Source organism: Pseudomonas sp. AC169, assembly GCF_979258515.1.
Genome location: NZ_OZ409866.1, coordinates 4,259,721 through 4,279,318 on the forward strand (window position 1 = coordinate 4,259,721; position 19,598 = coordinate 4,279,318).

General features: G+C 59.8%; 22 protein-coding genes. 14 read left to right on the forward strand and 8 right to left on the reverse strand.

What is annotated here, in order from left to right; all coding sequences use genetic code 11:
* Nucleotides 1-313 precede the first annotated feature (313 nt).
* The 4 genes from ACZZ0G_RS19200 (at nt 314) to ACZZ0G_RS19215 (ending at nt 4,588) form a co-directional block, all read left to right on the forward strand.
* Nucleotides 314-1,963: a phosphoethanolamine transferase gene (locus tag ACZZ0G_RS19200; protein ID WP_463557169.1), complete on the forward strand. Its 1,650-nt coding sequence runs from the start codon at nt 314-316 to the stop codon at nt 1,961-1,963.
* Nucleotides 1,964-2,126: 163 nt separating this feature from the next.
* Nucleotides 2,127-3,260: a ribonuclease D gene (rnd, locus tag ACZZ0G_RS19205; RefSeq protein WP_463557170.1), complete on the forward strand. Its 1,134-nt coding sequence runs from the start codon at nt 2,127-2,129 to the stop codon at nt 3,258-3,260.
* Nucleotides 3,257-3,550 (forward strand): YcgL domain-containing protein, encoded by a 294-nt coding sequence (locus tag ACZZ0G_RS19210; RefSeq protein ID WP_064119667.1) that lies wholly within the window; start codon nt 3,257-3,259, stop codon nt 3,548-3,550. The genes rnd and ACZZ0G_RS19210 overlap by 4 nt, the downstream gene beginning before the upstream one ends.
* Nucleotides 3,551-3,655: 105 nt before the next feature.
* Nucleotides 3,656-4,588 carry a D-2-hydroxyacid dehydrogenase gene (locus tag ACZZ0G_RS19215; RefSeq protein WP_463557171.1) on the forward strand — a complete coding sequence of 311 codons (933 nt, stop codon included), beginning with the start codon at nt 3,656-3,658 and terminating at the stop codon, nt 4,586-4,588.
* A 132-nt stretch (nt 4,589-4,720) separates the two neighbouring features.
* Here the strand turns inward: ACZZ0G_RS19215 and ACZZ0G_RS19220 are convergent, their stop codons facing one another.
* Nucleotides 4,721-5,314, reverse strand: coding sequence for a nitroreductase family protein (locus tag ACZZ0G_RS19220; RefSeq protein ID WP_463557172.1), 594 nt, complete (start codon nt 5,312-5,314; stop codon nt 4,721-4,723).
* Nucleotides 5,315-5,479: 165 nt separating this feature from the next.
* On the opposite strand from ACZZ0G_RS19220, the gene ACZZ0G_RS19225 reads away from it, so the two are divergent.
* Nucleotides 5,480-5,929 (forward strand): YcgN family cysteine cluster protein, encoded by a 450-nt coding sequence (locus ACZZ0G_RS19225; protein ID WP_463557173.1) that lies wholly within the window; start codon nt 5,480-5,482, stop codon nt 5,927-5,929.
* A 35-nt stretch (nt 5,930-5,964) separates the two neighbouring features.
* Nucleotides 5,965-7,194 carry a hypothetical protein gene (locus ACZZ0G_RS19230; RefSeq protein ID WP_463557174.1) on the forward strand — a complete coding sequence of 410 codons (1,230 nt, stop codon included), beginning with the start codon at nt 5,965-5,967 and terminating at the stop codon, nt 7,192-7,194.
* A 102-nt stretch (nt 7,195-7,296) separates the two neighbouring features.
* Here the strand turns inward: ACZZ0G_RS19230 and ACZZ0G_RS19235 are convergent, their stop codons facing one another.
* From ACZZ0G_RS19235 to ACZZ0G_RS19250, 4 genes are all read right to left on the reverse strand, one after another.
* The gene (locus ACZZ0G_RS19235) at nt 7,297-7,674 is read right to left on the reverse strand and encodes a YgaP family membrane protein (protein WP_095049253.1); all 378 of its coding nucleotides are present in this window, start codon (nt 7,672-7,674) and stop codon (nt 7,297-7,299) included.
* A gap of 80 nt (nt 7,675-7,754) precedes the next feature.
* Entirely contained in the window at nt 7,755-8,225 is a 471-nt protein-coding gene (locus tag ACZZ0G_RS19240) for an RNA methyltransferase (RefSeq protein ID WP_007911337.1), read from the reverse strand.
* A gap of 192 nt (nt 8,226-8,417) precedes the next feature.
* On the reverse strand, nt 8,418-8,789 hold the full coding sequence (locus tag ACZZ0G_RS19245) for a YajD family HNH nuclease (protein WP_007911336.1): 372 nt from the start codon (nt 8,787-8,789) through the stop codon (nt 8,418-8,420).
* A 48-nt stretch (nt 8,790-8,837) separates the two neighbouring features.
* Nucleotides 8,838-9,524: a spermidine synthase gene (locus ACZZ0G_RS19250; RefSeq protein ID WP_258450151.1), complete on the reverse strand. Its 687-nt coding sequence runs from the start codon at nt 9,522-9,524 to the stop codon at nt 8,838-8,840.
* Between the two features lie 79 nt (nt 9,525-9,603).
* On the opposite strand from ACZZ0G_RS19250, the gene ACZZ0G_RS19255 reads away from it, so the two are divergent.
* A complete protein-coding gene (locus tag ACZZ0G_RS19255; RefSeq protein WP_463557175.1) occupies nt 9,604-9,888 on the forward strand; it encodes a hypothetical protein in 285 nt (94 codons plus the stop codon).
* Here the strand turns inward: ACZZ0G_RS19255 and ACZZ0G_RS19260 are convergent.
* Nucleotides 9,885-10,358, reverse strand: coding sequence for a Crp/Fnr family transcriptional regulator (locus ACZZ0G_RS19260; RefSeq protein WP_008085900.1), 474 nt, complete (start codon nt 10,356-10,358; stop codon nt 9,885-9,887). The genes ACZZ0G_RS19255 and ACZZ0G_RS19260 overlap by 4 nt on opposite strands.
* A 203-nt stretch (nt 10,359-10,561) precedes the next feature.
* Entirely contained in the window at nt 10,562-12,616 is a 2,055-nt protein-coding gene (locus ACZZ0G_RS19265) for a S9 family peptidase (RefSeq protein ID WP_463557176.1), read from the reverse strand.
* Between the two features lie 226 nt (nt 12,617-12,842).
* On the opposite strand from ACZZ0G_RS19265, the gene ACZZ0G_RS19270 reads away from it, so the two are divergent.
* From ACZZ0G_RS19270 to ACZZ0G_RS19280, 3 genes are read left to right on the forward strand one after another with little or no spacing between them, the layout of a single operon-like run.
* Nucleotides 12,843-13,340 carry an MFS transporter gene (locus tag ACZZ0G_RS19270; RefSeq protein ID WP_463557177.1) on the forward strand — a complete coding sequence of 166 codons (498 nt, stop codon included), beginning with the start codon at nt 12,843-12,845 and terminating at the stop codon, nt 13,338-13,340.
* Nucleotides 13,341-13,355: 15 nt separating this feature from the next.
* Nucleotides 13,356-14,132: a class II glutamine amidotransferase gene (locus ACZZ0G_RS19275; protein WP_007911322.1), complete on the forward strand. Its 777-nt coding sequence runs from the start codon at nt 13,356-13,358 to the stop codon at nt 14,130-14,132.
* A 12-nt stretch (nt 14,133-14,144) separates the two neighbouring features.
* Nucleotides 14,145-14,687: a DUF2937 family protein gene (locus tag ACZZ0G_RS19280; RefSeq protein WP_463557178.1), complete on the forward strand. Its 543-nt coding sequence runs from the start codon at nt 14,145-14,147 to the stop codon at nt 14,685-14,687.
* A 109-nt stretch (nt 14,688-14,796) separates the two neighbouring features.
* Here the strand turns inward: ACZZ0G_RS19280 and ACZZ0G_RS19285 are convergent, their stop codons facing one another.
* Entirely contained in the window at nt 14,797-15,711 is a 915-nt protein-coding gene (locus tag ACZZ0G_RS19285; protein ID WP_463557179.1) for a LysR family transcriptional regulator, read from the reverse strand.
* A 159-nt stretch (nt 15,712-15,870) separates the two neighbouring features.
* On the opposite strand from ACZZ0G_RS19285, the gene ACZZ0G_RS19290 reads away from it, so the two are divergent.
* From ACZZ0G_RS19290 to ACZZ0G_RS19305, 4 genes are all read left to right on the forward strand, one after another.
* A complete protein-coding gene (locus ACZZ0G_RS19290) occupies nt 15,871-17,157 on the forward strand; it encodes an MFS transporter (protein WP_463557180.1) in 1,287 nt (428 codons plus the stop codon).
* Between the two features lie 61 nt (nt 17,158-17,218).
* Nucleotides 17,219-17,971, forward strand: a complete 753-nt coding sequence (locus ACZZ0G_RS19295) for a 5-oxoprolinase subunit PxpA (RefSeq protein ID WP_463557181.1) — start codon at nt 17,219-17,221, stop codon at nt 17,969-17,971.
* Nucleotides 17,968-18,672: a 5-oxoprolinase subunit PxpB gene (pxpB, locus tag ACZZ0G_RS19300; RefSeq protein ID WP_463557182.1), complete on the forward strand. Its 705-nt coding sequence runs from the start codon at nt 17,968-17,970 to the stop codon at nt 18,670-18,672. Before ACZZ0G_RS19295 ends, pxpB begins: the two co-directional genes overlap by 4 nt.
* Entirely contained in the window at nt 18,669-19,592 is a 924-nt protein-coding gene (locus tag ACZZ0G_RS19305; RefSeq protein WP_463557183.1) for a 5-oxoprolinase subunit C family protein, read from the forward strand. The genes pxpB and ACZZ0G_RS19305 overlap by 4 nt, the downstream gene beginning before the upstream one ends.
* The last annotated feature ends 6 nt before the right edge of the window (nt 19,593-19,598 follow it).

A 19,598-nucleotide genomic window follows, 5' to 3' on the forward strand; every position in this document is an offset into this window, starting at 1 on the left:
CCTCGGTGGGAGCGAGCCTGCTCGCGAAAGCGGACTTTCTGCCACCGAAAATATTGGATGTGCCGGCCTCTTCGCGAGCAGGCTCGCTCCCACAATGGGCAGCCGAGTTCTTTTTACTGAATAAAACCTGAACCATTCTCAAATACATCGCAAGTTTCGGCGTATTGCCAAAAGCCAACTAATCGTTGGCGTCTTTTTCACAAAAAATTGATGGTTGCCTGCTTAAAGTTTGTCATGCCTTAGTTGATGAAATTTTCACAAATGAATTTTTCATCAGCGCCCGGGGCGCTTCTTTTCAGGAATTACCCTTTCTATGTTGAAGTTAAAAGCCGTGCGCCCGGAATGGGTGACGTTGGTTGCCAGCGCCTTTCTTTTAATCGGCTGCAATCTTGTCCTCTGGCAGCACCTGTTCGAGATCACTGCCGCCGATAGCAAGGGCATCGCCATGCGCGTGGCTTTCGGGGTGATGATTCTGGCGGCATTCAACATAGTGCTGACGCTTCTGGCTTTTCGCCCGTTGCTCAAACCGTTGTTGATGCTGATATTTCTGATCAGCGCCGGTGTGGCTTACTTCATGGGTCAATATGGCGTCATGATCGATGCCGGCATGTTTCGTAACTTTGCCGAAACCAATGCAACGGAAGTGCGTGATCTGCTCTCGTTGAAGTTGTTTGCTTATATTCTGCTGCTCGGTGTCTTGCCCTCCTGGTTGTTGTGGAAGTTGCCGATTAATTATCGTCGCTGGCACCGTGAGTTGTTCAGTAAGGTTATTGTCAGTGTCGCCTCGGCAGCGGTAATTGGCGGCGTGGCCCTGGCTAACTATCAAGGCCTTTCCTCACTGTTTCGCAACCATCACGAAATTCGCCTGATGTTGGTGCCCAGCAACTACATCGGCGCATCGGCCGGTTACCTGCGGGAGCAAGTGGTTTCGGCGCAACAACCGTTCGTCAAGATCGGTGAGGACGCCGAGCGTAATCCGCAGGTGAAACTTCAACCGCGTAAATCCCTGACGGTACTGGTCGTCGGTGAAAGTGCGCGGGCGGAGAACTTCGGCATCCTCGGTTATGACCGCGACACCACGCCGAAACTGGACAAGGAAGCCGGGCTGATCGCCTTTACCGACGTACACTCGTGCGGCACTGAAACCGCCGTATCAGTGCCGTGCATGTTCTCCAACATGGGGCGCAAGGATTACGACGCGAGCAAAGCGAAGAATGAAGAAGGCCTGCTCGACGTACTCAAGCGTGCCGGTATCGACGTGATTTGGCGCGACAACCAGTCCGGCTGCAAAGGCACCTGCGATCGGGTCACCTTGCAGGATGTCAGCAACCTGAAAGATCCGGCGTTGTGCGCCAACAGCGAATGCCGTGACGAAATCCTCCTGCAAGGCCTGCAAAGCTTTATCGATCATTTGGACAAGGACACCGTGCTGGTCCTGCACCAGATGGGCAGTCACGGCCCGGAATACTTCAAGCGGTATCCGAAGCAATACGAGCACTTCACCCCGGTTTGCGAAAGTAACGCGCTGAACAATTGCAGCCGCGAAAGTATCGTCAACGGTTACGACAACACGCTGGTGTATACCGACCATGTGTTGGCGAGCCTGATCGATGTGTTGCGCAGCAATCAGGACAAAGTCGATACCGCCATGTTGTATCTGTCGGACCACGGCGAGTCGCTGGGCGAGTACAACCTGTTCCTGCACGGCACGCCTTACATGCTCGCGCCTGAACAACAAAAGCATGTAGCGATGCTGGCGTGGTTCTCCGACAACTATCAGAAAGCCTATTCGGTCGACACGCATTGTCTGCAGATGAGTCGCGATAAACCGTTAAGCCAGGACAATCTGTTCCACTCGATGCTTGGCCTGCTGGAGGTCAAGAGCAAGGTCTATCAGCCTGATCTGGACATGTTTGCCGGTTGCCGTGGCGCGGTGATCGACGGCGTCCTGGCCAAAGACTGAACCCCGTCCGCCGTAGATGCTGCCGAATGAGAGCATTTCGGCTTCCTCTGTAAGACTATTCTTGTCCTTTGGCAGGACATTTCGTTACAGCTCTTGCCCTTCGCAGGCGCGTAAATCGCCAGTGGCGATATATACTGCGCGCCATTCTTCAAGGGAGAGCCGTGTGGCCATCGATATTCACTGGATTCGCGACAACGAAAGCCTCGCGCAGTTTTGCGCCGAGTGGCAGCAGCTGCCGTTCGTTGCCCTCGACACCGAATTCATGCGGGTCGACACCTTCTACCCGATTGCCGGCCTGCTGCAGGTGGGCGACGGCAAACGCGCCTACCTGATCGATCCGCTGACCATCAACGCCTGGCAACCGCTGGCCGCGCTGCTGGAAAACCCGGCGGTGCTGAAAGTCCTGCACGCCTGCAGCGAAGACCTCGAAGTGCTGTTGCGCCTGACCGGCAGCCTGCCGGCGCCAATGTTCGACACGCAACTGGCCGCCGCTTACCTGAACCTCGGTTTCTCGATGGGCTATTCGCGGCTGGTGCAGGAAGTGCTGGGTATCGAACTGCCGAAAGGCGAAACCCGTTCCGACTGGTTGCAGCGCCCGTTGTCCGAGACGCAAATCAGCTACGCCGCTGAAGATGCTGTGCATCTGGCGGAAGTATTCGTACAACTGCGGCCGAAATTGTCTGACGACAAGTTTGCCTGGGTGCTGGAGGACGGTGCCGAACTGGTCGCCAACCTGCGCCGCGAAACCGACCCTTACGAGGTTTACCGCGAAGCCAAACTGGCGTGGAAACTCTCGCGTGCGCAACTGGCGGTACTGCGTGAGCTGTGCGCCTGGCGGGAAAAAGAAGCCCGCGCTCGCGATCTGCCGCGCAATCGCATCGTTCGTGAGCATTCGCTGTGGCCGTTGGCCCGCACGCAACCGGACAACCTTGCGGCGCTGGGCAAGATCGAAGACATGCACCCGCGTACCGTGCGTCAGGACGGCCAATTTCTGCTTGATCTGATCAAACGCTCTGGCAGTGTGGGGCCTGATCAATGGCCGCCCGCCGTAGCGGAGCCCTTGCCGATCGAAGCCGCTGCGTTGATCAAACAACTGCGCGCATTGGGCCAGGCTGAGGCCGAGCGTCTGGGCATCGCCCCGGAACTGATGCTGCGCAAGAAAACCCTCGAAGCCCTGGTCAAAAGCGGTTTCCCGGAGGGTCCTTACCAATTGCCTGAGTCGTTGCGTGGCTGGCGCCGCGAACTCATGGGCCAGAAGCTGCTCGACAGCCTGGCCACCGCCGGAGAACAGCCTTGAAACGTATTTGCTCTATTTACCAAAGCTCGAAGCGCAAGGGCATGTATCTCTATGTGCTCAAGAGCGATGAGCTGGAACGCGTGCCCGAGGGCCTGATGGCGGCTTTCGGCAAAGCCATATTTGCCTTCAGTCTGGTGTTGACGCCCGAGCGCAAACTGGCCAGCGAGGACATCGTCGTGGTGTTGGAAAACCTCGACAAGCAGGGCTACCACCTGCAGATGCCGCCGGCCGAGGACGAGTACATCGAGCACTTGCCCGAAGAGTTGCTGCGACGCAACGACCCGGTCTGATCTGCGAGGCCCTGTTCTGGGCCTCGGTTAACCCTGGAACTGTTTTTACCGCGATGGCCGTCTGAACTCCGGCGGCCGTCTGCACGGTTTGCGAAAGGTTTGAAGATGCGCGTTCTGATTGCTGAACACGACCACGCGATATACGCCCGGCTGCTGCGTCAGGCAGCGCCCGAGCTTGAAGTACTGACCAGCGGCGATTCCGCCGAACTGGCCCGTCAGGCCGCCGATTGCCCGGTGTGGCTGGGTCAGCCGGATTTGCTGGCGACCCTGTTGCGTCAGGGCCATCAACCACAATGGCTGCAATCGACCTGGGCCGGCATCACGCCGTTGCTCGCTGACGGCTTGCGCCGCGATTATCGTTTGACCCGGGCGGTGGGGATTTTTGGTCAGGTGATGGCCGAGTACGTGCTGACGTACATCCTCGGCCATGAGCGCGAAGTGCTGGCGCGACTGGTCAGCCAGGTCGAACGCAAGTGGGACAATCGCAGCGGCCAGAGTCTGGTCGGACGCAAAGTGCTGATCGTCGGCACTGGCGACATCGGTCAGAGCGTGGCGCAGTTCCTGCTGCCGTTCGGCATCGAGTTGTACGGCATCGCCAGCAGCGCCCGTGAGCAGGCACCGTTTGTCGAGGTCGGTTCGATGGCCGATCTGCCACGCCTGGTGGCCGAGGTGGATTACGTGGTCAATCTGCTGCCGAACACCGAGCACACCCACGATATCTACGATGCGGCGCTGTTCAAGCAATTCAAGCCGACGGGGTTGTTTATCAACGCCGGGCGCGGTGTCGCGGTGGTCGACGCTGATCTGGTCGAAGCGCTGAAAGAAGGGCATCTGGCGGGGGCAGTGATCGACGTTTGCCGTCAGGAGCCGTTGCCGCAACGGCATCCGTTCTGGACCGCGTGGGGCTTGCTGCTGACCGGGCACAGCTCGGCACCGACTTCGCCGGCGTTGATGGTGCAGTTGTTTGTCGAGAACCTGAAGGCGTATCAGGCGAGCGAAGCGTTGCGCGGGGAAGTGGATTTCAACCGCGGGTATTGATCTCGTTGCTTCAGATCGTTCCCACGCTCCGCGTGGGAACGCAGCCGGGGACGCTCTGCGTCCCACTGGAACGCGGAGCGTCCCTTGAGTCATTCCCACGCGGAGCGTGGGAACGATCATTTGCGGTGTGGCTTAGAGGGTGAAGTCGCCTTCCGCCGCCAGTTCGTTCAGTGGACGGCGCGGGCTCGGCTCCTCACGGGCTTGCAGATATTCAGCCAGCGTTGCCTTGTCACCCAGTTTGCCAACGGCCACGGCCGCATGCAGCGCATAACTCTCAGGAATGTTCAGCTCCTTGCGCGTCAGTTCCTGATCGAAACCGGCCATGCCGTGGGTGTGCCAGCCGCTGATGCTCGCTTGCAGCGCCAGATGGCCCCACGCCGAACCGGTGTCGAAGGTGTGCCACAGCGCTGGCGTCTCTTCGCTGGCACCCGGTGCGGTGAAGGTGGTTTTCGAAATCACGATCACCAGCGCCGACGCGTGCTGCGCCCAGCTGCGGTTGAACTCATTCAACAGGCCCAGATAACGCTCCCAGTTTGGCGTATCGCGACGCGCATACAGGAAACGCCACGGCTGCGAGTTGTACGCCGAAGGCGCCCAGCGCGCGGCTTCGAAGAAGCTCAGCAGGGTTTCTTCCGCAATCGCTTCGCCGGTGAAGGCGCGCGGCGACCAGCGATCGGTGAATTGCGGGTGAATGGCGTAATCGGCAACGCGAGGGTTGGCACTCATCGAGAGTTTCCTTGCTACGTTTGAGTAATGAATTCGAGGCAAAACCCTACTTGGCGGCGCTCAGGCTGACAAGCGTGATTTACCGACAGTCGCCAGCGCTTGGCCCCCAAGGCCGGGGGCACTAGACTGGCGGCCTTTTCACCACCTGATGTTGATGCTCGAGCCATGGCCGCCAAAGTCGAACCGTTCTGGATACGCAAAACCCTCGATCAACTGGATCACGAGGAATGGGAATCGCTGTGCGACGGCTGTGGCCTGTGCTGCCTGCAAAAACTCGAGGATGAGGAAGACAACAGCGTTTATTACACGCGCATCGCCTGCAAACTGCTGGACCTGAAAACCTGCCAGTGCAGCGATTATCCGAACCGCCTCAAGTTTGTCCCGGATTGCATCCAGCTCACCCCGGGCCAGGCCGAAGAGTTCAAATGGCTGCCGCCGACCTGCGGTTATCGCCTGGTCAGCGAAGGCAAGGACCTGCCGTTGTGGCATCACCTGGTCTGCGGCGATCGCGACGCGGTGCACCACGAGCGGATTTCCCAGTCCGGGCGAATGCTTGCCGAAGGCAGCGTGGCGGAGGACGACTGGGAAGATCACCTGATTTTCCGCGCGGGCTGAATACCTGCTGATTCAAGCTTTACCAAGGAGTGCGTATGGCTGTCGGATTGTCGCGAGCGTTGATGATTGCGCTGCTGGCGCTGAGCGCGCCGGCATGGGCGGCGAAGAAAGTCGATCTGGATTATCACGTGCGCTTGTTGCCGCAAAGCGATCAGGCCGAAGTGCGCCTGACCCTGGCCAAAGGCGAGGTGGTGCGCAGTCTCGATTTCGACCTTGGCGATGGCAGCCATTACTCCGATTTCAAGGCCGACGGCCAATGGCTGCTGACCCCGGGCAAAAATGCACGCGGCGTCTGGCGGCCAGCCAGTGACCAATCCAGTCTCATCTACCGCGTGCGCATCAGCCATGGTCGCAAGAACGGCAGCTTCGATACACGCATGACCGCGAACTGGGCGCTGATGCGGGGTGATGAGTTGGTGCCGCCGGCCAAACTTGATCAGCAGGACGGCACCGAACTGGTCTCACGCCTGCAATTCGAACTGCCCGAGGGCTGGAAGAGTATCGAAACCGCGTGGCCCCGCATCGGCAAGAACAAATTCCGCATCGACAACCCGTCACGCCTGTTCGACCGCCCGACCGGCTGGATGCTCGCCGGCCACCTCGGCAGCCGCCGCACACGTTTGGGCGAAACCGAAGTCACCGTGGCCTCGCCGCAAGGGCAGGGCATGCGCAGGATGGACGTGCTGACCTTGCTGACATTCGTCTGGCCGCAGGTGCAAGCCGTCTATCCGCGCCATCCGACCAAGTTGTTGATTGTCGGCGCCAACGACCCGATGTGGCGCGGCAGCCTCGGCGCACATGAATCGATCTTCGTGAATACGCGATTGCCGCTGGTCAGCGAGAGCGGCAGCAGCGCTTTGGTGCGGGAGTTGGCCCAAGTGTTCGGGCGCATCAACGACGAGCAGCGTAGCGACTGGATCAGTGAAGGCTTTGCCGAGTATTACGCGATCGAACTGGTGCGCCGCGCGGGTGGCATGAGCGATGAGCGTTATCAGGCGTTACAGGCGAAACTGGCCAGGGACAGCCAGAAAGTCACGACGTTGCGCGGCGAACAGATCAGCCCGGCACAGGTTTCGAAAGCGGTGCTGGTGCTGCAGGAGCTGGATGGCGAGATTCGTTTGAAGACACGCAACAAGCGTTCGCTGGATGATGTGTTGCGTGGGGCGATGCATTTGGGGACGGTGAGTACCAAGGCGTTTGTGCAACTGGCCGAGAGTGTTCTGGGCGAGTCCTCCACGGTTCTTGATACCGCGTTACTTCAGTGACACCGCTTTCGCGAGCAAGCTCGCTCCCACAGGGGAATGCATTTCAACTGGGGGAGCGAGCTTGCTCGCGAAGGGGCGATTAGCTCCACCGCAACTCTTGGATCAAACCCCGGCTTTCGGCGATTTCACCGAATCATTGCCGGTCACGGTGGCGGTGCTGGTCGCCGCCTCGGCATTGGCCTTGAGCTTGCTCAGTTCTTCGCCGGCCCGCTCGATCTTCGCCCGCACGTTGTTCATGTCCTGACGACTTTTCTCAAACAGGCTTTTCACCGAACTGTGTCCGGTAATCCCGCGCGCCATGGCCACGCCGCCAATCGCCACCTGAATCAAACCAAACACACCGCCACGGCGCAGGCCTTTGCCGACCATGATCACGCCGCCAGCAAGCGAGCCGATGCGCTCCCAGCCTTCGACATTCTGTTCGGAACGGCTCTGGAACGGGGTGGATTCGATACGTTCGACACGTTTGAGCTCGGTCATGATCTTTCTCCAGGCAATGAGTAATGGATAACAAGCTGACTGCCTGAGCGGTCAGCTCGTTCCATCAAATGTGCGACGCTTTAGCGGAATTTCGGCCCGGAGCGGGTGTTCAAGCCCTTGGCCATGCGGTCGTAAAGCACAACGTTGACCGTCGCGGCGAGGTTCATGCAACCGGTGGTCGGGATGTACACGACGTCTTCGCACCAGTCACGGATCTCTTTATCCAGCGAGCCGTCTTCGGGACCGAAGATATACAGCGCGCGATCCGGATGCGTGTATTCCGGCAGCGGGCGGGCGCCCTCGACCAGTTCCACGGCGACTGGCACGCAGTTGAGCGGGAGGATTTTTTTCAGATCGTCGATGCCGATCAGCGGGATGTCGTAGTGCACGCGTTTGGTGTCGGTGACGAAGTCGGCGGCGCGTTCATAACGCTTGCCGGTGTAGAACACCGACGCCACGCCATAGCAACCTGCGGCGCGCATCACCGAACCGACGTTCTCCGGTGATTTGGGGTTATACAAACCAATGCAGCTATACCGTTTGTCTGCCACGAGCGGGGTGCCTTCGGGAAAAAGAGCGAGATTATACGGGGATTGGGAGAGGGCGGGCAGATTCGAGATCTGTGGTGTTTGGCCGGCCGCCTTCGCGAGCAGGCTCGCTCCCACATTTGATCGGCGTCGTACACCAAACCTTTGTGGGAGCGAGCCTGCTCGCGAATGGGCCAGTTCAGGCACTGAAGATCTTCAGTCTTCTTTCTTCATCAACCCGGCGAGGGCAGCAAACGGGTTGTGCGTAGCCTTGGCAATCTTCGGTGTGCTCAGCGAGCCTTCGCTGAAGTACTGCTGATCGGTATACCGCGAGTGTTCGTTGTCGTGGCAATACAGGCACAACAATTCCCAGTTCGAGCCGTCCTGCGGGTTGTTGTCGTGGTTGTGGTCGCGGTGGTGCACGGTCAGTTCGCTCAGGCGCTTGCCGGAAAACTCACGGGTGCAGCGGCCACAGACGTGCGGGTACATCTTCAGGGCTTTGTCGCGGTAGCCCATTTCCTTGTCGCGCTGATTGTCGGCGAGGATGCGATCCAGCTTCGACGTATTGGTTGGGGTGGACGAACTCATGGGTTCACCTTTGTAAAAGACTAATGACGGTTATGCGCAGAGTTTAGCTCAGCCCTTGAGCTTCTCGGCAATCCAGATCGTGTGGCGCGTGCCCTTGTTGCCATGGGCGAAGACCTGAACTTCTTCGGCCTTGAAACCGGCCTTCTTCAATTTGTCGGAAAACTGCCGATCGGCACTGGCCGACCACACGGCCAGCACGCCTTTGGGGCGCAGGGCTTTGGCGCAGGCATTCAGACCAGCGGCGGAATACAGCCAGCTGTTGGCCTTCTGGGTCAGGCCTTCGGGGCCGTTGTCGACGTCAAGCATGATCGCGTCGAAGCCGTTCGGCTCACTTTGCAGGACCTTGGCCACGTCTTCCTGACGGATCACCGTGCGCGGATCGAGCAGCGGGCGGCCGGACTTTTCCCCGAGCGGGCCACGGTTCCACTCGACCACACCGGGCACCAGTTCCGCGACCACCACTTCGGCACTTTTGCCCAGATGCTTGAGTGCCGAGGCGAGGGTGAAACCCATGCCCAGACCGCCGATCAGCACCCGCGAATCAGGCCGCCCAGCGACCTTGCGGCAAGGAATTTCCGCCAGCGCATCTTCGGAGCCGTGCATGCGCGTGTTCATCAATTGCCCGCCGTCGCCGCCCTGGATCTTGATGACGAAATCTTCGCCATACTCGAACAGGCACAGGGCACCGCCGCTTTCAGGGATCGGGGTGGTGTCGAGCAGAACGAAACGTTTCATGGAAATCTCTACAAGGGGGAAGGCAAGCAGGCCCGTTGGGAGTAGCCTGAGCACAGACTAAGGCCAAACGGAGCCCTTGATGAAGCGCACCATTCTAACGGTCATTACCCTGGCCGCGCTCTCGATTACTGCCGTGCAGGCACAACAGGCCATTCCGGTCAGCCCGACGCCACAACCCGGCTCGCCCGGCACTGCGACACCGACGCCGTACCCGCAGATCACGCCGATCAACATTCCCAAGTCCGGCGCCGGCAGTGGCAGCCCGCCGCTGGTGCCGATCGAAATGCCCAACCCGCCGAGCAAGGATCAACCGGTGCCGGGCATCGAACCGAGCGGCACCAAGGCTAAATCTCCCGGCGGTTAAACCTGCTGCGCCGCCAATTGACCGTCGGCCATGCGCAGGCGTTTCGACAGCGAGACGGCGAGGGCGCGGATGATCTTCGCGGCGATCTTCGGCGCATCGTTGAGCATTTTTTCCAGCGAATCCTTGCCCAGGTTCAACAGTTGGCAATTGCTCGCAGCGATGCAGGTGGCTGAACGCCGTTCGCCGTCGAGCACGGCCATTTCGCCGAACGCCCGCCCACTGCGCAGGGTGGCCATGGTGATGACCTGGCCATCGGGCCCGGTTTTCTGCACGGCGACCTGGCCAGTGTGGAGGATGCACATGAAACTGCCGGCATCGCCCTCACGGAAAATCGCCTCGCCTTCAGCCACAGTGCTGATGCTGAAATAGCCGGAAGCGGCCGCAAAGTCGGCCAACTGCAATTGATCGAACAGGCCGCAGTCCATCAGCCAGTCGCGGATTTCGTTGTTCAGGAAGGTCGGTTCTGACATGTCGTCACGGTCTTTTTGTTTTTACATTTTCAAGGCGGTACACCGCCCTTGTGGGAGCGAGCCTGCTCGCGAAAGCGTAGTGTCAGTCACCGACGATGTGCATGACAGGTCGCATTCGCGAGCAGGCTCGCTCCCACAAAGGGATCTGTGGAGTATCGGCCTCTTGGGTCTGCAATTAAGACCCAAGTGACCGACGGAGTTCCTCAGGCCAGGCCCAAAACCTTGAAAACAAATGCGTATTCGAGCGCTACGTCACGTAATCCCTGATAACGCCCGCTCATCCCGCCATGCCCGGCGCCCAGTTCAGTCTTGAGCAGCAGCACATTGTCGTCGGTCTTGGTGGCGCGCAATTTCGCCACCCACTTGGCCGCTTCCCAATATTGCACGCGGCTGTCGTTGTAGCCGGCGATCACCAGCGTCGCAGGATAATGCTGCGCGCTGACGTTTTCGTACGGCGCATAAGCCTTGATCCGTTCGTAAACCTCCGGCTCTTCAGGATTGCCCCATTCGTCATATTCGGTGACGGTCAGCGGCAGGTCCGGGTCGAGCATGGTGTTGAGCACGTCGACGAACGGCACTTCTGCAATCGCCACACCGAACAGATCCGGGCGCTGGTTGAGCACCGCACCGATCAACAAGCCACCGGCGCTGCCGCCGCTGATGGCCAGCTTATCGGCGGCGGTAATGCCGTTGAGGATCAGAAATTCGGCGCAGGCAATGAAGTCGCTGAAGGTGTTGTGCTTGTGTTCCTGCTTGCCGGCGCGATACCAGGCTTCGCCCAATTCACCGCCGCCGCGCACATGGGCGATGGCAAAGGCCATACCGCGATCCAAAAGGCTCAGGCGCGCATGGGAGAACCACGGATCCAGGCTCGAACCGTAAGCGCCATATCCGTAGAGATACAGCGGCACCGCTTGGCCGACCATTTCACACTTCATCACCAAGCTGATCGGCACTTGCGTACCGTCTGGCGCAGTGGCCCACAGACGCTGGCTGACGTAAGCGTCTGCGTCGAACGGGCCAAGCACCGGGGTTTCTTTCAACACCGCTTGTTCGCCGCTGGCGAGGATCAGTTGGCGAACCTGTGCCGGACGGTTCAACGCCTCGTAGCGCAGACGAATGCGGTCGCTCTCGAACTCCAGACTGTTTTGCACGTAGAGGCTGTAGGCCGCGTCCGGCAATTGCACGCGATAAGGCGTCAGACCGTGTGGGTGAACTTCGATGATCGGCAGCCCGCCTTCGCGCAGGCTCAGGGTCATGGCCTCGGTGTTGAGGCTGACGCCATCGAGCATCACCGTGTCGCTGTGGGGAATCAGGTTTTGCCAGTCGGCCTCGGTCGGCGCGGTGCCGGTGTCCGGGGCTTGATACAGGGCGTAGTTGATGCCGTCACGGTTGGTGCGGATAAACCATGTCCACACGCCGTCGAGCAGGCCGTGATCGACATCGTATTCATGATCTTCGACCCGTGGCGCCAGGCAGGTGAACGGCAGGTGCGGCTGATTGGCGTCGAGCACCCAGACTTCACTGGTGGTCTTGCTGCCCAGCGACAGCAGTAATTGCTGCTCGGAACTGGAACGGTAGCAATGCAGGAAGAAACGCCCGTCCGGCTCGTTGAACACTTCTTCGGCCGCAGTGCCGTCGAGGCGATAACGGAACAATTTGTGCGGGCGATGGGTGTCGTCGAGTACGCCGAAAAACAGCGTCAGGCTGTCGTTGGCCCAGGTCATGCTGCCGTCGCAGTCTTCGAATTCCAGTTCGCTGACCTTGTCGTTGGCCAGTTCCTTGACGAACAGCGTGTAAATCTCATCGCCCGAGGCGTCGACGCTGTAGGCCAGACGCTGGTGGTCCGGGCTGATGCTGAACGCGCCCAGCGAAAAGAACCCGCCGTTGGCCAGCACATTCGGATCAAGCAGCAGTTGTTCGCGGCTCTCATCAAGGGTCAGGCTGTCATCTGCCGGGCGCGGGCAACGGTAATGCCGGGCGTACTCGTCGCCCGCTGTGGTGCGCGTGTAATACAGATACGGGCCCCACGGCGAGGGCAGGGACAGGTCGGTTTCGAGGATCCGGCCCTTGATTTCTTCGAACAGGGTTTCACGCAATTGAGCCTGATCGGCGGTTTGCGTTTCCTGATAAGCGTTTTCGGCCTTGAGATAATCGAGCACCGCGTCGGTGTCGCGCTCCTGCAGCCAGGCATACGGGTCGGCACCGGCAGCCTTGCGGGCGATCGGGGCACTGATGACGTTGGCGGATTGGGGCATGGAAGGCTCTCGGACAATATTCGGAATAAGGTTTTTCGCAGCGCTTGAAACCGCCGCATTCCCCTGTGGGAGCGAGCCTGCTCGCGAATGCGGTGGGTCAGACACCAAAGTTTCAACTGACAGTCCGTATTCGCGAGCAGGCTCGCTCCCACAGGTCGTGTGTCTATTGGGACAAGCCGGACGGGCGAAAAGTCGTTACTATAAGCGCCTCTTTGCCTGCCTTGCCATGGACACCATGACCGAGAACGACTATCTGATCGCCTGGGGCCTCTACGCCTTTGCCGCCGTGGGCTGCCTGTTGGTATGGATGCGCCTGACCACCTGGATGTGGCGCTGGTTGCGCGAACCGCTGCGTGTGTTGATGGCAGTGTTGCTGTTCAGCCCGACCATCATTGACCCGGTCAAGGAAAAGGTCGCGCCGGCCATCGCCATTACTGCGCTGGATCTGGCCTTCAAGGTCGGCAACAACGCCTGGCGTGCAGTTTCCGATCTGTTCATGTACGGCATGATCGCTTTCGGCATCTACCTGATTTTCGTGCTGATCCGCTTCCCGATCGAACGCGCCTCCCGCGCGCGCCGCGAACAGGCTGAAGCCGCGAAAGCCGCCGCCCGCGCCGATGATCGCGATGACGATCAACCGTTTGGCGGTGCCGGTGACGACCGCTACGGGCGCCCACCGGTCCCGAACAATCCGCAGCGCATGCGGGTCGAGCCGCGCCTGTAACCCGAGAGTCCGCACATGTGTGAATTACTGGGCATGAGTGCCAACGTGCCGACCGATATCGTGTTCAGCTTCACCGGTCTGATGCAGCGCGGCGGTCGCACCGGCCCGCACCGCGACGGCTGGGGCATCGCCTTCTATGAAGGCCGTGGTTTGCGTCTGTTTCAGGACCCGGCGGCGAGTTGCGAGTCGGAAGTCGCCAATCTGGTGCAGCGCTATCCGATCAAGAGCGAAGTGGTCATCGGCCACATCCGCCAAGCCAACGTCGGCAAGGTCTGCCTGTCCAACACCCACCCGTTCGTCCGTGAACTGTGGGGCCGCAACTGGTGCTTTGCGCACAACGGCCAGCTCGCTGATTTCACCCCGATCAAAAGCTTCTACCGCCCGGTCGGCGATACCGACAGTGAGGCGGCGTTCTGCGATTTGCTTAATCGCGTGCGTGCAGCATTTCCGGAGCCGGTCGATATAGAAGAATTGCTGCCGGATCTGGTCGCCGCCTGCGCTGAGTACCGCAGCAAAGGCGTGTTCAACTGTCTGCTCAGCGATGGCGACTGGCTGTTCTGCTATTGCTCGACCAAACTCGCACAGATCACCCGTCGCGCCCCGTTCGGCCCGGCACGCCTGAAGGATGTCGATGTCATCGTCGATTTCCAGGCGGAAACCACGCCCAACGACGTGGTCACGGTGATCGCCACCGAGCCTTTGACCGAAAACGAAACCTGGACCCGCTACGAACCGGGCCAATGGAGCCTGTGGCGACGCGGCGAATGCGTCAGCCAAGGCAAGACCGAATAAGGATTGCACCCCATGTTGCTCAGTTATGTACGGCTGGTGTTGTTTGCGGCGGGCCTGTTGATCGGTGTCCAGGTGCCGGGTTTCATCAACGATTACGCCAAACGCGTCGAGGCGCACCTGATCGAAGCACAGACCGGTCTGCGCGGTTTTCAGGGCACTGCCGAGCAGTTTTTCAAGGGCGATATGCAGGCGCTGGTTGCGCATTATCGCGCCAGTGAAGATCCGATATTTCGCAGTGATGCTGACAGTCTGAACACGTTGCTCATGCGTCAGGTTGCGTTGGACAAGCAGTTCCAGGCGATGCAAGGCCCGTGGTACATCCGTTTCCTGCAAGTGGTGCTGGCCGCCGATCCGGATATCCGCAAGGAAACCTGGAACGGTTACAGCTACCAGATTTTGTTGACCCCGGAAGCGATGATCTGGGGCATGAGCGGCGCGTTGTTGCTGTCGTTCGGCATTGAATGCCTGTTCCGCTTGATCGATTGGGTTGTTCTCGGTGGCCGACGCCTGCGCCAGAGCCGGCCGATCGAAGACCGCGACGTGCGCGGCCTTTGATGATCATTCCCACGCTCCGCGTGGGAATGCCTCAACGGACGCTCCGCGTTCGGCTTGGAAGGGACGCGGAGCGTCCCGGGCTGCATTCCCACGCAGAGCGTGGGAACGATCATGGTGTCAGGGCGATGTAGTCAGTGCCCACCTTGATCGCATACCCTGCCAACACCTGCTGACACAACGTCACAATCTCTTCGACCCATTCCACGCCGACCCGCCACGACACCACCACCTGCAAATTCGGTGGCCGCTGATCAATGGCCAACAACGTCAGTTCCCCTCGCGCCAATTCCTCAGCCACCAGCACCGGCGGCAGCACACCAATCCCAAACCCATCGCGCAACAACCGCGTGATCGCCGACACTGAATTCACGCAATTCAACCGCGGCGCCAGCACGCCGTTCGCCTGCATCAACGCCAGCAGGTCCTGATGCGGCCGGGAGTTTTTCGAGTAGGTGATGATGCGTTCCTGCGCCAGTTCGGCGAGGTCAGCATAGTCGCGGTTGTAGATCGAATTACTGGCGACAATCCAGCCCAGCGGATGACTGGCCAGCTCCAGACTGCGCACACTTTCATGGCGTACCAGATCGGTTTGTAGAACGATGTCGAGAAAGCCTTTTTGCAGCTGATCGCAGAGGTTCAGCGAGGTATCCGCCACCAACTCGATTTCTACCCGTGGATACAGGTCGGTCATCTGCGCGACCAAAGGGCTGAGCCAGGTGTGGATCACCGTGTCCATCACGCCGATACGCACGCGGCCGACCTTGCTTGAGCGAGTCTCGATCGACTGCTTGAGCGCCGACATGGTGTCGAGCATCTGCTCGGCATATTCCAGCACTTTCAGACCTTCGGGCGTCAGGCTGACACCGCGCGAATCGCGTAAAAACAGCTTCACCCCCAACTCGCCTTCCAGCACCGCAATGCGGCTGGAAATCGACGCCTGGGTGGTGAACAGCTTGTCAGCGGTCAGGCGAAAACTCTTCAGTCGGGCGACCCAGACAAAGGTCTCGAGAAACTTCAGGTTCATGGGCAAGGCTCGGGTGACAAATTTTTCTTATGGCTAAGGCGGGTTTTTATTCGTTGGACGCAGCAGGGCCGCGCGACGAAAAATCGACGCATCCGGTCCCCACGATAGGCGTCGTCGGGGCTACGAACAAGACCAATAAAAAACCTGCGGAGATAAGCCATGCGTGCTCCCGACACCCTAGAAGTACCCAAGGCAACGGCGCGTCCGGGGCCGTTCGACTGGTATCGCAACATCAACCAGCAGGAGCGTCGTACGTTCTGGAGCTGCAAGATCGGCTACGGTCTGGACGGCATGGACACGCAGATGCTCAGTTTCGTCGTGCCGACGCTGATCGCGATGTGGGGCATCACCACCGGTGAAGCGGGGCTGATTCACACCAGCACGTTGATCGCATCGGCCATTGGCGGCTGGGTCGCCGGGATTCTCTCCGACCGCATCGGTCGCGTGCGCACGTTGCAACTCACCGTGCTGTGGTTTGCCTTCTTCACCTTCCTCTGCGGCTTTGCGCAAAACTACGAACAATTGCTGATCGCCCGCACCTTGATGGGTTTCGGTTTTGGCGGCGAGTGGACCGCTGGTGCGGTGCTGATCGGCGAGGTGATCCGCGCCAAGGACCGTGGCAAAGCAGTAGGCATGGTGCAATCCGGTTGGGCGCTGGGCTGGGGGCTGACGGCGATTCTGTATGCGTTGCTGTTTTCCGTGTTGCCGCCGGAAGATGCCTGGCGCGCGCTGTTCATTCTCGGCATTGTGCCGGCGATTTTCGTGATTTTCGTCCGTCGACTGGTCAAGGATCCGGAGATTTATCGCGAGGCCAAGGCACAGCAAACGCCAGAAAACCCATCGAAGTTCTACGAGATCTTCGCCCCCGGCATGCTCTTCACCACATTCCGTGCTTCGTTGCTGACCACCGGTGCGTTGGGCGGTTATTACGCCATCACTTCGTGGCTGCCGACCTTCCTCAAGAACGAACGCGGCTTGAGCGTACTCGGCACCGGCGGCTATCTGGCGATGGTGATCGTCGGCTCTTACGTCGGCTACGTGATCAGCGCCTATCTGACCGATCTGCTCGGCCGCAAAAAGAATTTCATCCTGTTCGCAGTCGGCTCGTTCACCATCGTTCTGCTCTACACACAACTGCCGGTGAGCAACGGCGTGATGTTGTGGCTGGGTTTCCCGTTGGGTTTCTTCGCCTCGGGGATTTTCAGCGGCATGGGCGCGTTTCTCACTGAGCTGTTCCCCACGCGGATTCGCGGTTCGGGGCAGGGCTTTTGCTACAACATCGGTCGGGCGCTGGCGGCATTGTTTCCGCTGCTGATCGGTCTGCTTAGCCAGAAAGTACCGTTGAGCGTAGGCATCGGCGCCTTTGCGGCGGTGTCCTACGGCGTGGTGATTATCGCGGCGTTGAGCTTGCCGGAAACCCGTGGCAAGCAACTCGATGCGCAGTAACTGATAACCTGCGTTGCAAAGTCCTACAGATAAAAAGACAAGCCCTACAGGAGTGTTCACCGTGAGCCGCCTGCTATTGAATTGCGACATCGGCGAGAGCTTCGGCAGCTGGACCATGGGTCTGGATACCGAGGTCATGCCCTTCATCGATTGCGCCAACGTCGCCTGCGGCTTCCATGCCGGCGACCCGAGCATCATGCGCAAGACCGTCAGCCTGGCCTTGAGCCACGGCGTAAAGATTGGTGCACACCCGGCCTATCAGGATCTGGTCGGTTTTGGCCGCCGCTCCATGGCGTATTCGGCGCAAGAGCTGCAAGACATCCTGCATTATCAGATCGGCGCCCTCGATGGCATCTGCAAAGCCCAGGGCGGGCGGGTCAGTTACGTCAAACCCCACGGCGCGATGTACAACGACATGATGGCCAACCCGGCGCAATTGCGTGCGGTGATCCAGGCTGTAGCCGCTTACGACCGCAGCTTGCCGCTGATGCTGATGGCCACTCGCGACAATTCTGCCGCGCAGCAAATCGGCGATGAGTATGGCGTGACCCTGTGGTTCGAAGCCTTTGCCGACCGCGCGTACGACAGCGCTGGCAGACTGGTTTCGCGGCAACTGCCGGGCGCGGTGCATCACGAACCTGAAAAAATCATCGAACAAGCGCTGACCATCGCCCGTGGTGACAACTTCAGCGCCAGCGACGGCAGCGCCTTGCGTCTGCACGCCAATACCCTTTGCGTACATGGCGACAACGCCAGTTCGGTCGCCGCCGTGCAGCGCATTCGCGAGGCCTTGAATCAGCAGAGTGTCTTATGAGCCCAAGGATTGAAGTGGTGGCACTGGATTGCCTGATGCTGCGTCTGTTCGATGAAATCGCCGAAGCCAACATGCCGTGGATGCTCGCCGCCAGTGAGCGTTTGCGTACGGTGTTCGGTGGGCAACTGATTGATCTGGTGCCGTCCTATACGACGTTGATGGTGCATTACGATCTGACGTCTCTGAGCCCGAATCAGGCGCGGGAGTTGATCGCCGAAGCGTTGATCGACCTGTCGCCAAATGTGCGGGCCGTTGGCCAGTGTCATGTGTTGCCGGTCTGGTATGACTTGAGCGTCGGTCCGGAATTGAGCCTGCTCGCTGAGCGCAGTGGACTGGCGGTGGCGGAGGTAATCCGGCGTCACAGTGCGCGGGAGTATCAGGTGTTCGCTCTCGGTTTCGCCCCGGGGTTCGCCTTTATGGGGCTGGTCGAAGAGATTCTGGCGGCGCCGCGCTTGAGCACGCCGCGCAAGAAAGTCGCGGCGGGCAGTGTCGGTATTGCCGAGCGCCAGACCGCTGCCTATCCGGTCGTATCCCCCGGTGGCTGGAATCTTATCGGCCGTACTCCGGCGAAACTGTTTGACCGCAATCGCGACGGCTACAGCCTGATGCAACCGGGCGACACGGTGCGCTTCGAAGCCGTGAGCCACGCCGAGTTCATCAATCTGGGCGGCGACGACACGCCATTGGAGGCGCAGGCATGAGCCGACTGACGATTGAGGCGAGTACACCGCTGTGTCTGTTGCAGGACGCGGGACGGTTTGGCGTGCGGCACTTGGGCGTCACCCAGGGCGGCGCGACGGATTGGTGCTCAATGAGTTGGGCCAATTGGTTACTGGGCAATAATCTCGATGCAACGGTGATCGAAATCACTCTCGGCGGCTTTGCAGTGGTGGCAGAGGAAGACTGTTGTCTGGCGTTGGCCGGAGCGGATCTTGGCGCACTGATTGACGGGCAGCCCTTGGCGCCGTGGCACAGTTTCAGATTGGGCAAAGGGCAGAAGCTGCAACTCACTCAGCCGTTGCTCGGTGCCCGGGCTTATCTGGCCGCGCCCGGCGGTTTTGCTGCGCCGAAGGTGTTGGGCAGTAGCGCCACGGTTGTCCGCGAAGAACTCGGTGGACTTGATGGCATGGGCTTGCCGTTGGCCAAAGAGGCGACGCTGAGTTATCGCGGAGAATCGCTGTTGCTGCGTGAAGTGCCATCGGCGTTACGGCCGGATTTGAAAGCGAATGCACCGCTGGATCTGGTGCTCGGTGCACAGATCGGTCAGTTCAGCGGGCAGAGCCTTTTCGATGTGTTCAACAGTGCCTGGACCCTGGACAGTCGCGCTGATCGCATGGGCATTCGCTTGCTCGGCAAGACGTTGGAGTATCAAGGGCAACCGATGATTTCCGAGGGAATTCCGCTCGGAGCGGTGCAGGTGCCACCGGATGGGCAACCGATCGTGCTGCTCAATGATCGCCAGACCATTGGTGGTTACCCACGTTTGGGAGCGTTGACGCCGCTGGCACTGGTGCGGTTAGCGCAATGTTTGCCGGGGGCAAAGGTGCGGTTGCGGCCGGTGGTGCAGGACGTCGCGCACCGTGAGCACATCGAATATCTGCAGCGTTTTCTGAATAGCTAAAAGCTT

Bases quoted from the DNA above. Each gene is read 5' to 3' on its own strand.
- ACZZ0G_RS19200 (WP_463557169.1), top strand. From the start codon at position 314: ATGTTGAAGTTAAAAGCCGTGCGCCCGGAATGGGTGACGTTGGTTGCC.
- ACZZ0G_RS19215 (WP_463557171.1), top strand. From the start codon at position 3,656: ATGCGCGTTCTGATTGCTGAACACGACCACGCGATATACGCCCGGCTG.
- ACZZ0G_RS19220 (WP_463557172.1), bottom strand. From the start codon at position 5,314: ATGAGTGCCAACCCTCGCGTTGCCGATTACGCCATTCACCCGCAATTC.
- ACZZ0G_RS19225 (WP_463557173.1), top strand. From the start codon at position 5,480: ATGGCCGCCAAAGTCGAACCGTTCTGGATACGCAAAACCCTCGATCAA.
- ACZZ0G_RS19230 (WP_463557174.1), top strand. From the start codon at position 5,965: ATGGCTGTCGGATTGTCGCGAGCGTTGATGATTGCGCTGCTGGCGCTG.
- ACZZ0G_RS19235 (WP_095049253.1), bottom strand. From the start codon at position 7,674: ATGACCGAGCTCAAACGTGTCGAACGTATCGAATCCACCCCGTTCCAG.
- ACZZ0G_RS19245 (WP_007911336.1), bottom strand. From the start codon at position 8,789: ATGAGTTCGTCCACCCCAACCAATACGTCGAAGCTGGATCGCATCCTC.
- ACZZ0G_RS19250 (WP_258450151.1), bottom strand. From the start codon at position 9,524: ATGAAACGTTTCGTTCTGCTCGACACCACCCCGATCCCTGAAAGCGGC.
- ACZZ0G_RS19255 (WP_463557175.1), top strand. From the start codon at position 9,604: ATGAAGCGCACCATTCTAACGGTCATTACCCTGGCCGCGCTCTCGATT.
- ACZZ0G_RS19260 (WP_008085900.1), bottom strand. From the start codon at position 10,358: ATGTCAGAACCGACCTTCCTGAACAACGAAATCCGCGACTGGCTGATG.
- ACZZ0G_RS19265 (WP_463557176.1), bottom strand. From the start codon at position 12,616: ATGCCCCAATCCGCCAACGTCATCAGTGCCCCGATCGCCCGCAAGGCT.
- ACZZ0G_RS19270 (WP_463557177.1), top strand. From the start codon at position 12,843: ATGGACACCATGACCGAGAACGACTATCTGATCGCCTGGGGCCTCTAC.
- ACZZ0G_RS19275 (WP_007911322.1), top strand. From the start codon at position 13,356: ATGTGTGAATTACTGGGCATGAGTGCCAACGTGCCGACCGATATCGTG.
- ACZZ0G_RS19280 (WP_463557178.1), top strand. From the start codon at position 14,145: ATGTTGCTCAGTTATGTACGGCTGGTGTTGTTTGCGGCGGGCCTGTTG.
- ACZZ0G_RS19285 (WP_463557179.1), bottom strand. From the start codon at position 15,711: ATGAACCTGAAGTTTCTCGAGACCTTTGTCTGGGTCGCCCGACTGAAG.
- ACZZ0G_RS19290 (WP_463557180.1), top strand. From the start codon at position 15,871: ATGCGTGCTCCCGACACCCTAGAAGTACCCAAGGCAACGGCGCGTCCG.
- pxpB (WP_463557182.1), top strand. From the start codon at position 17,968: ATGAGCCCAAGGATTGAAGTGGTGGCACTGGATTGCCTGATGCTGCGT.
- ACZZ0G_RS19305 (WP_463557183.1), top strand. From the start codon at position 18,669: ATGAGCCGACTGACGATTGAGGCGAGTACACCGCTGTGTCTGTTGCAG.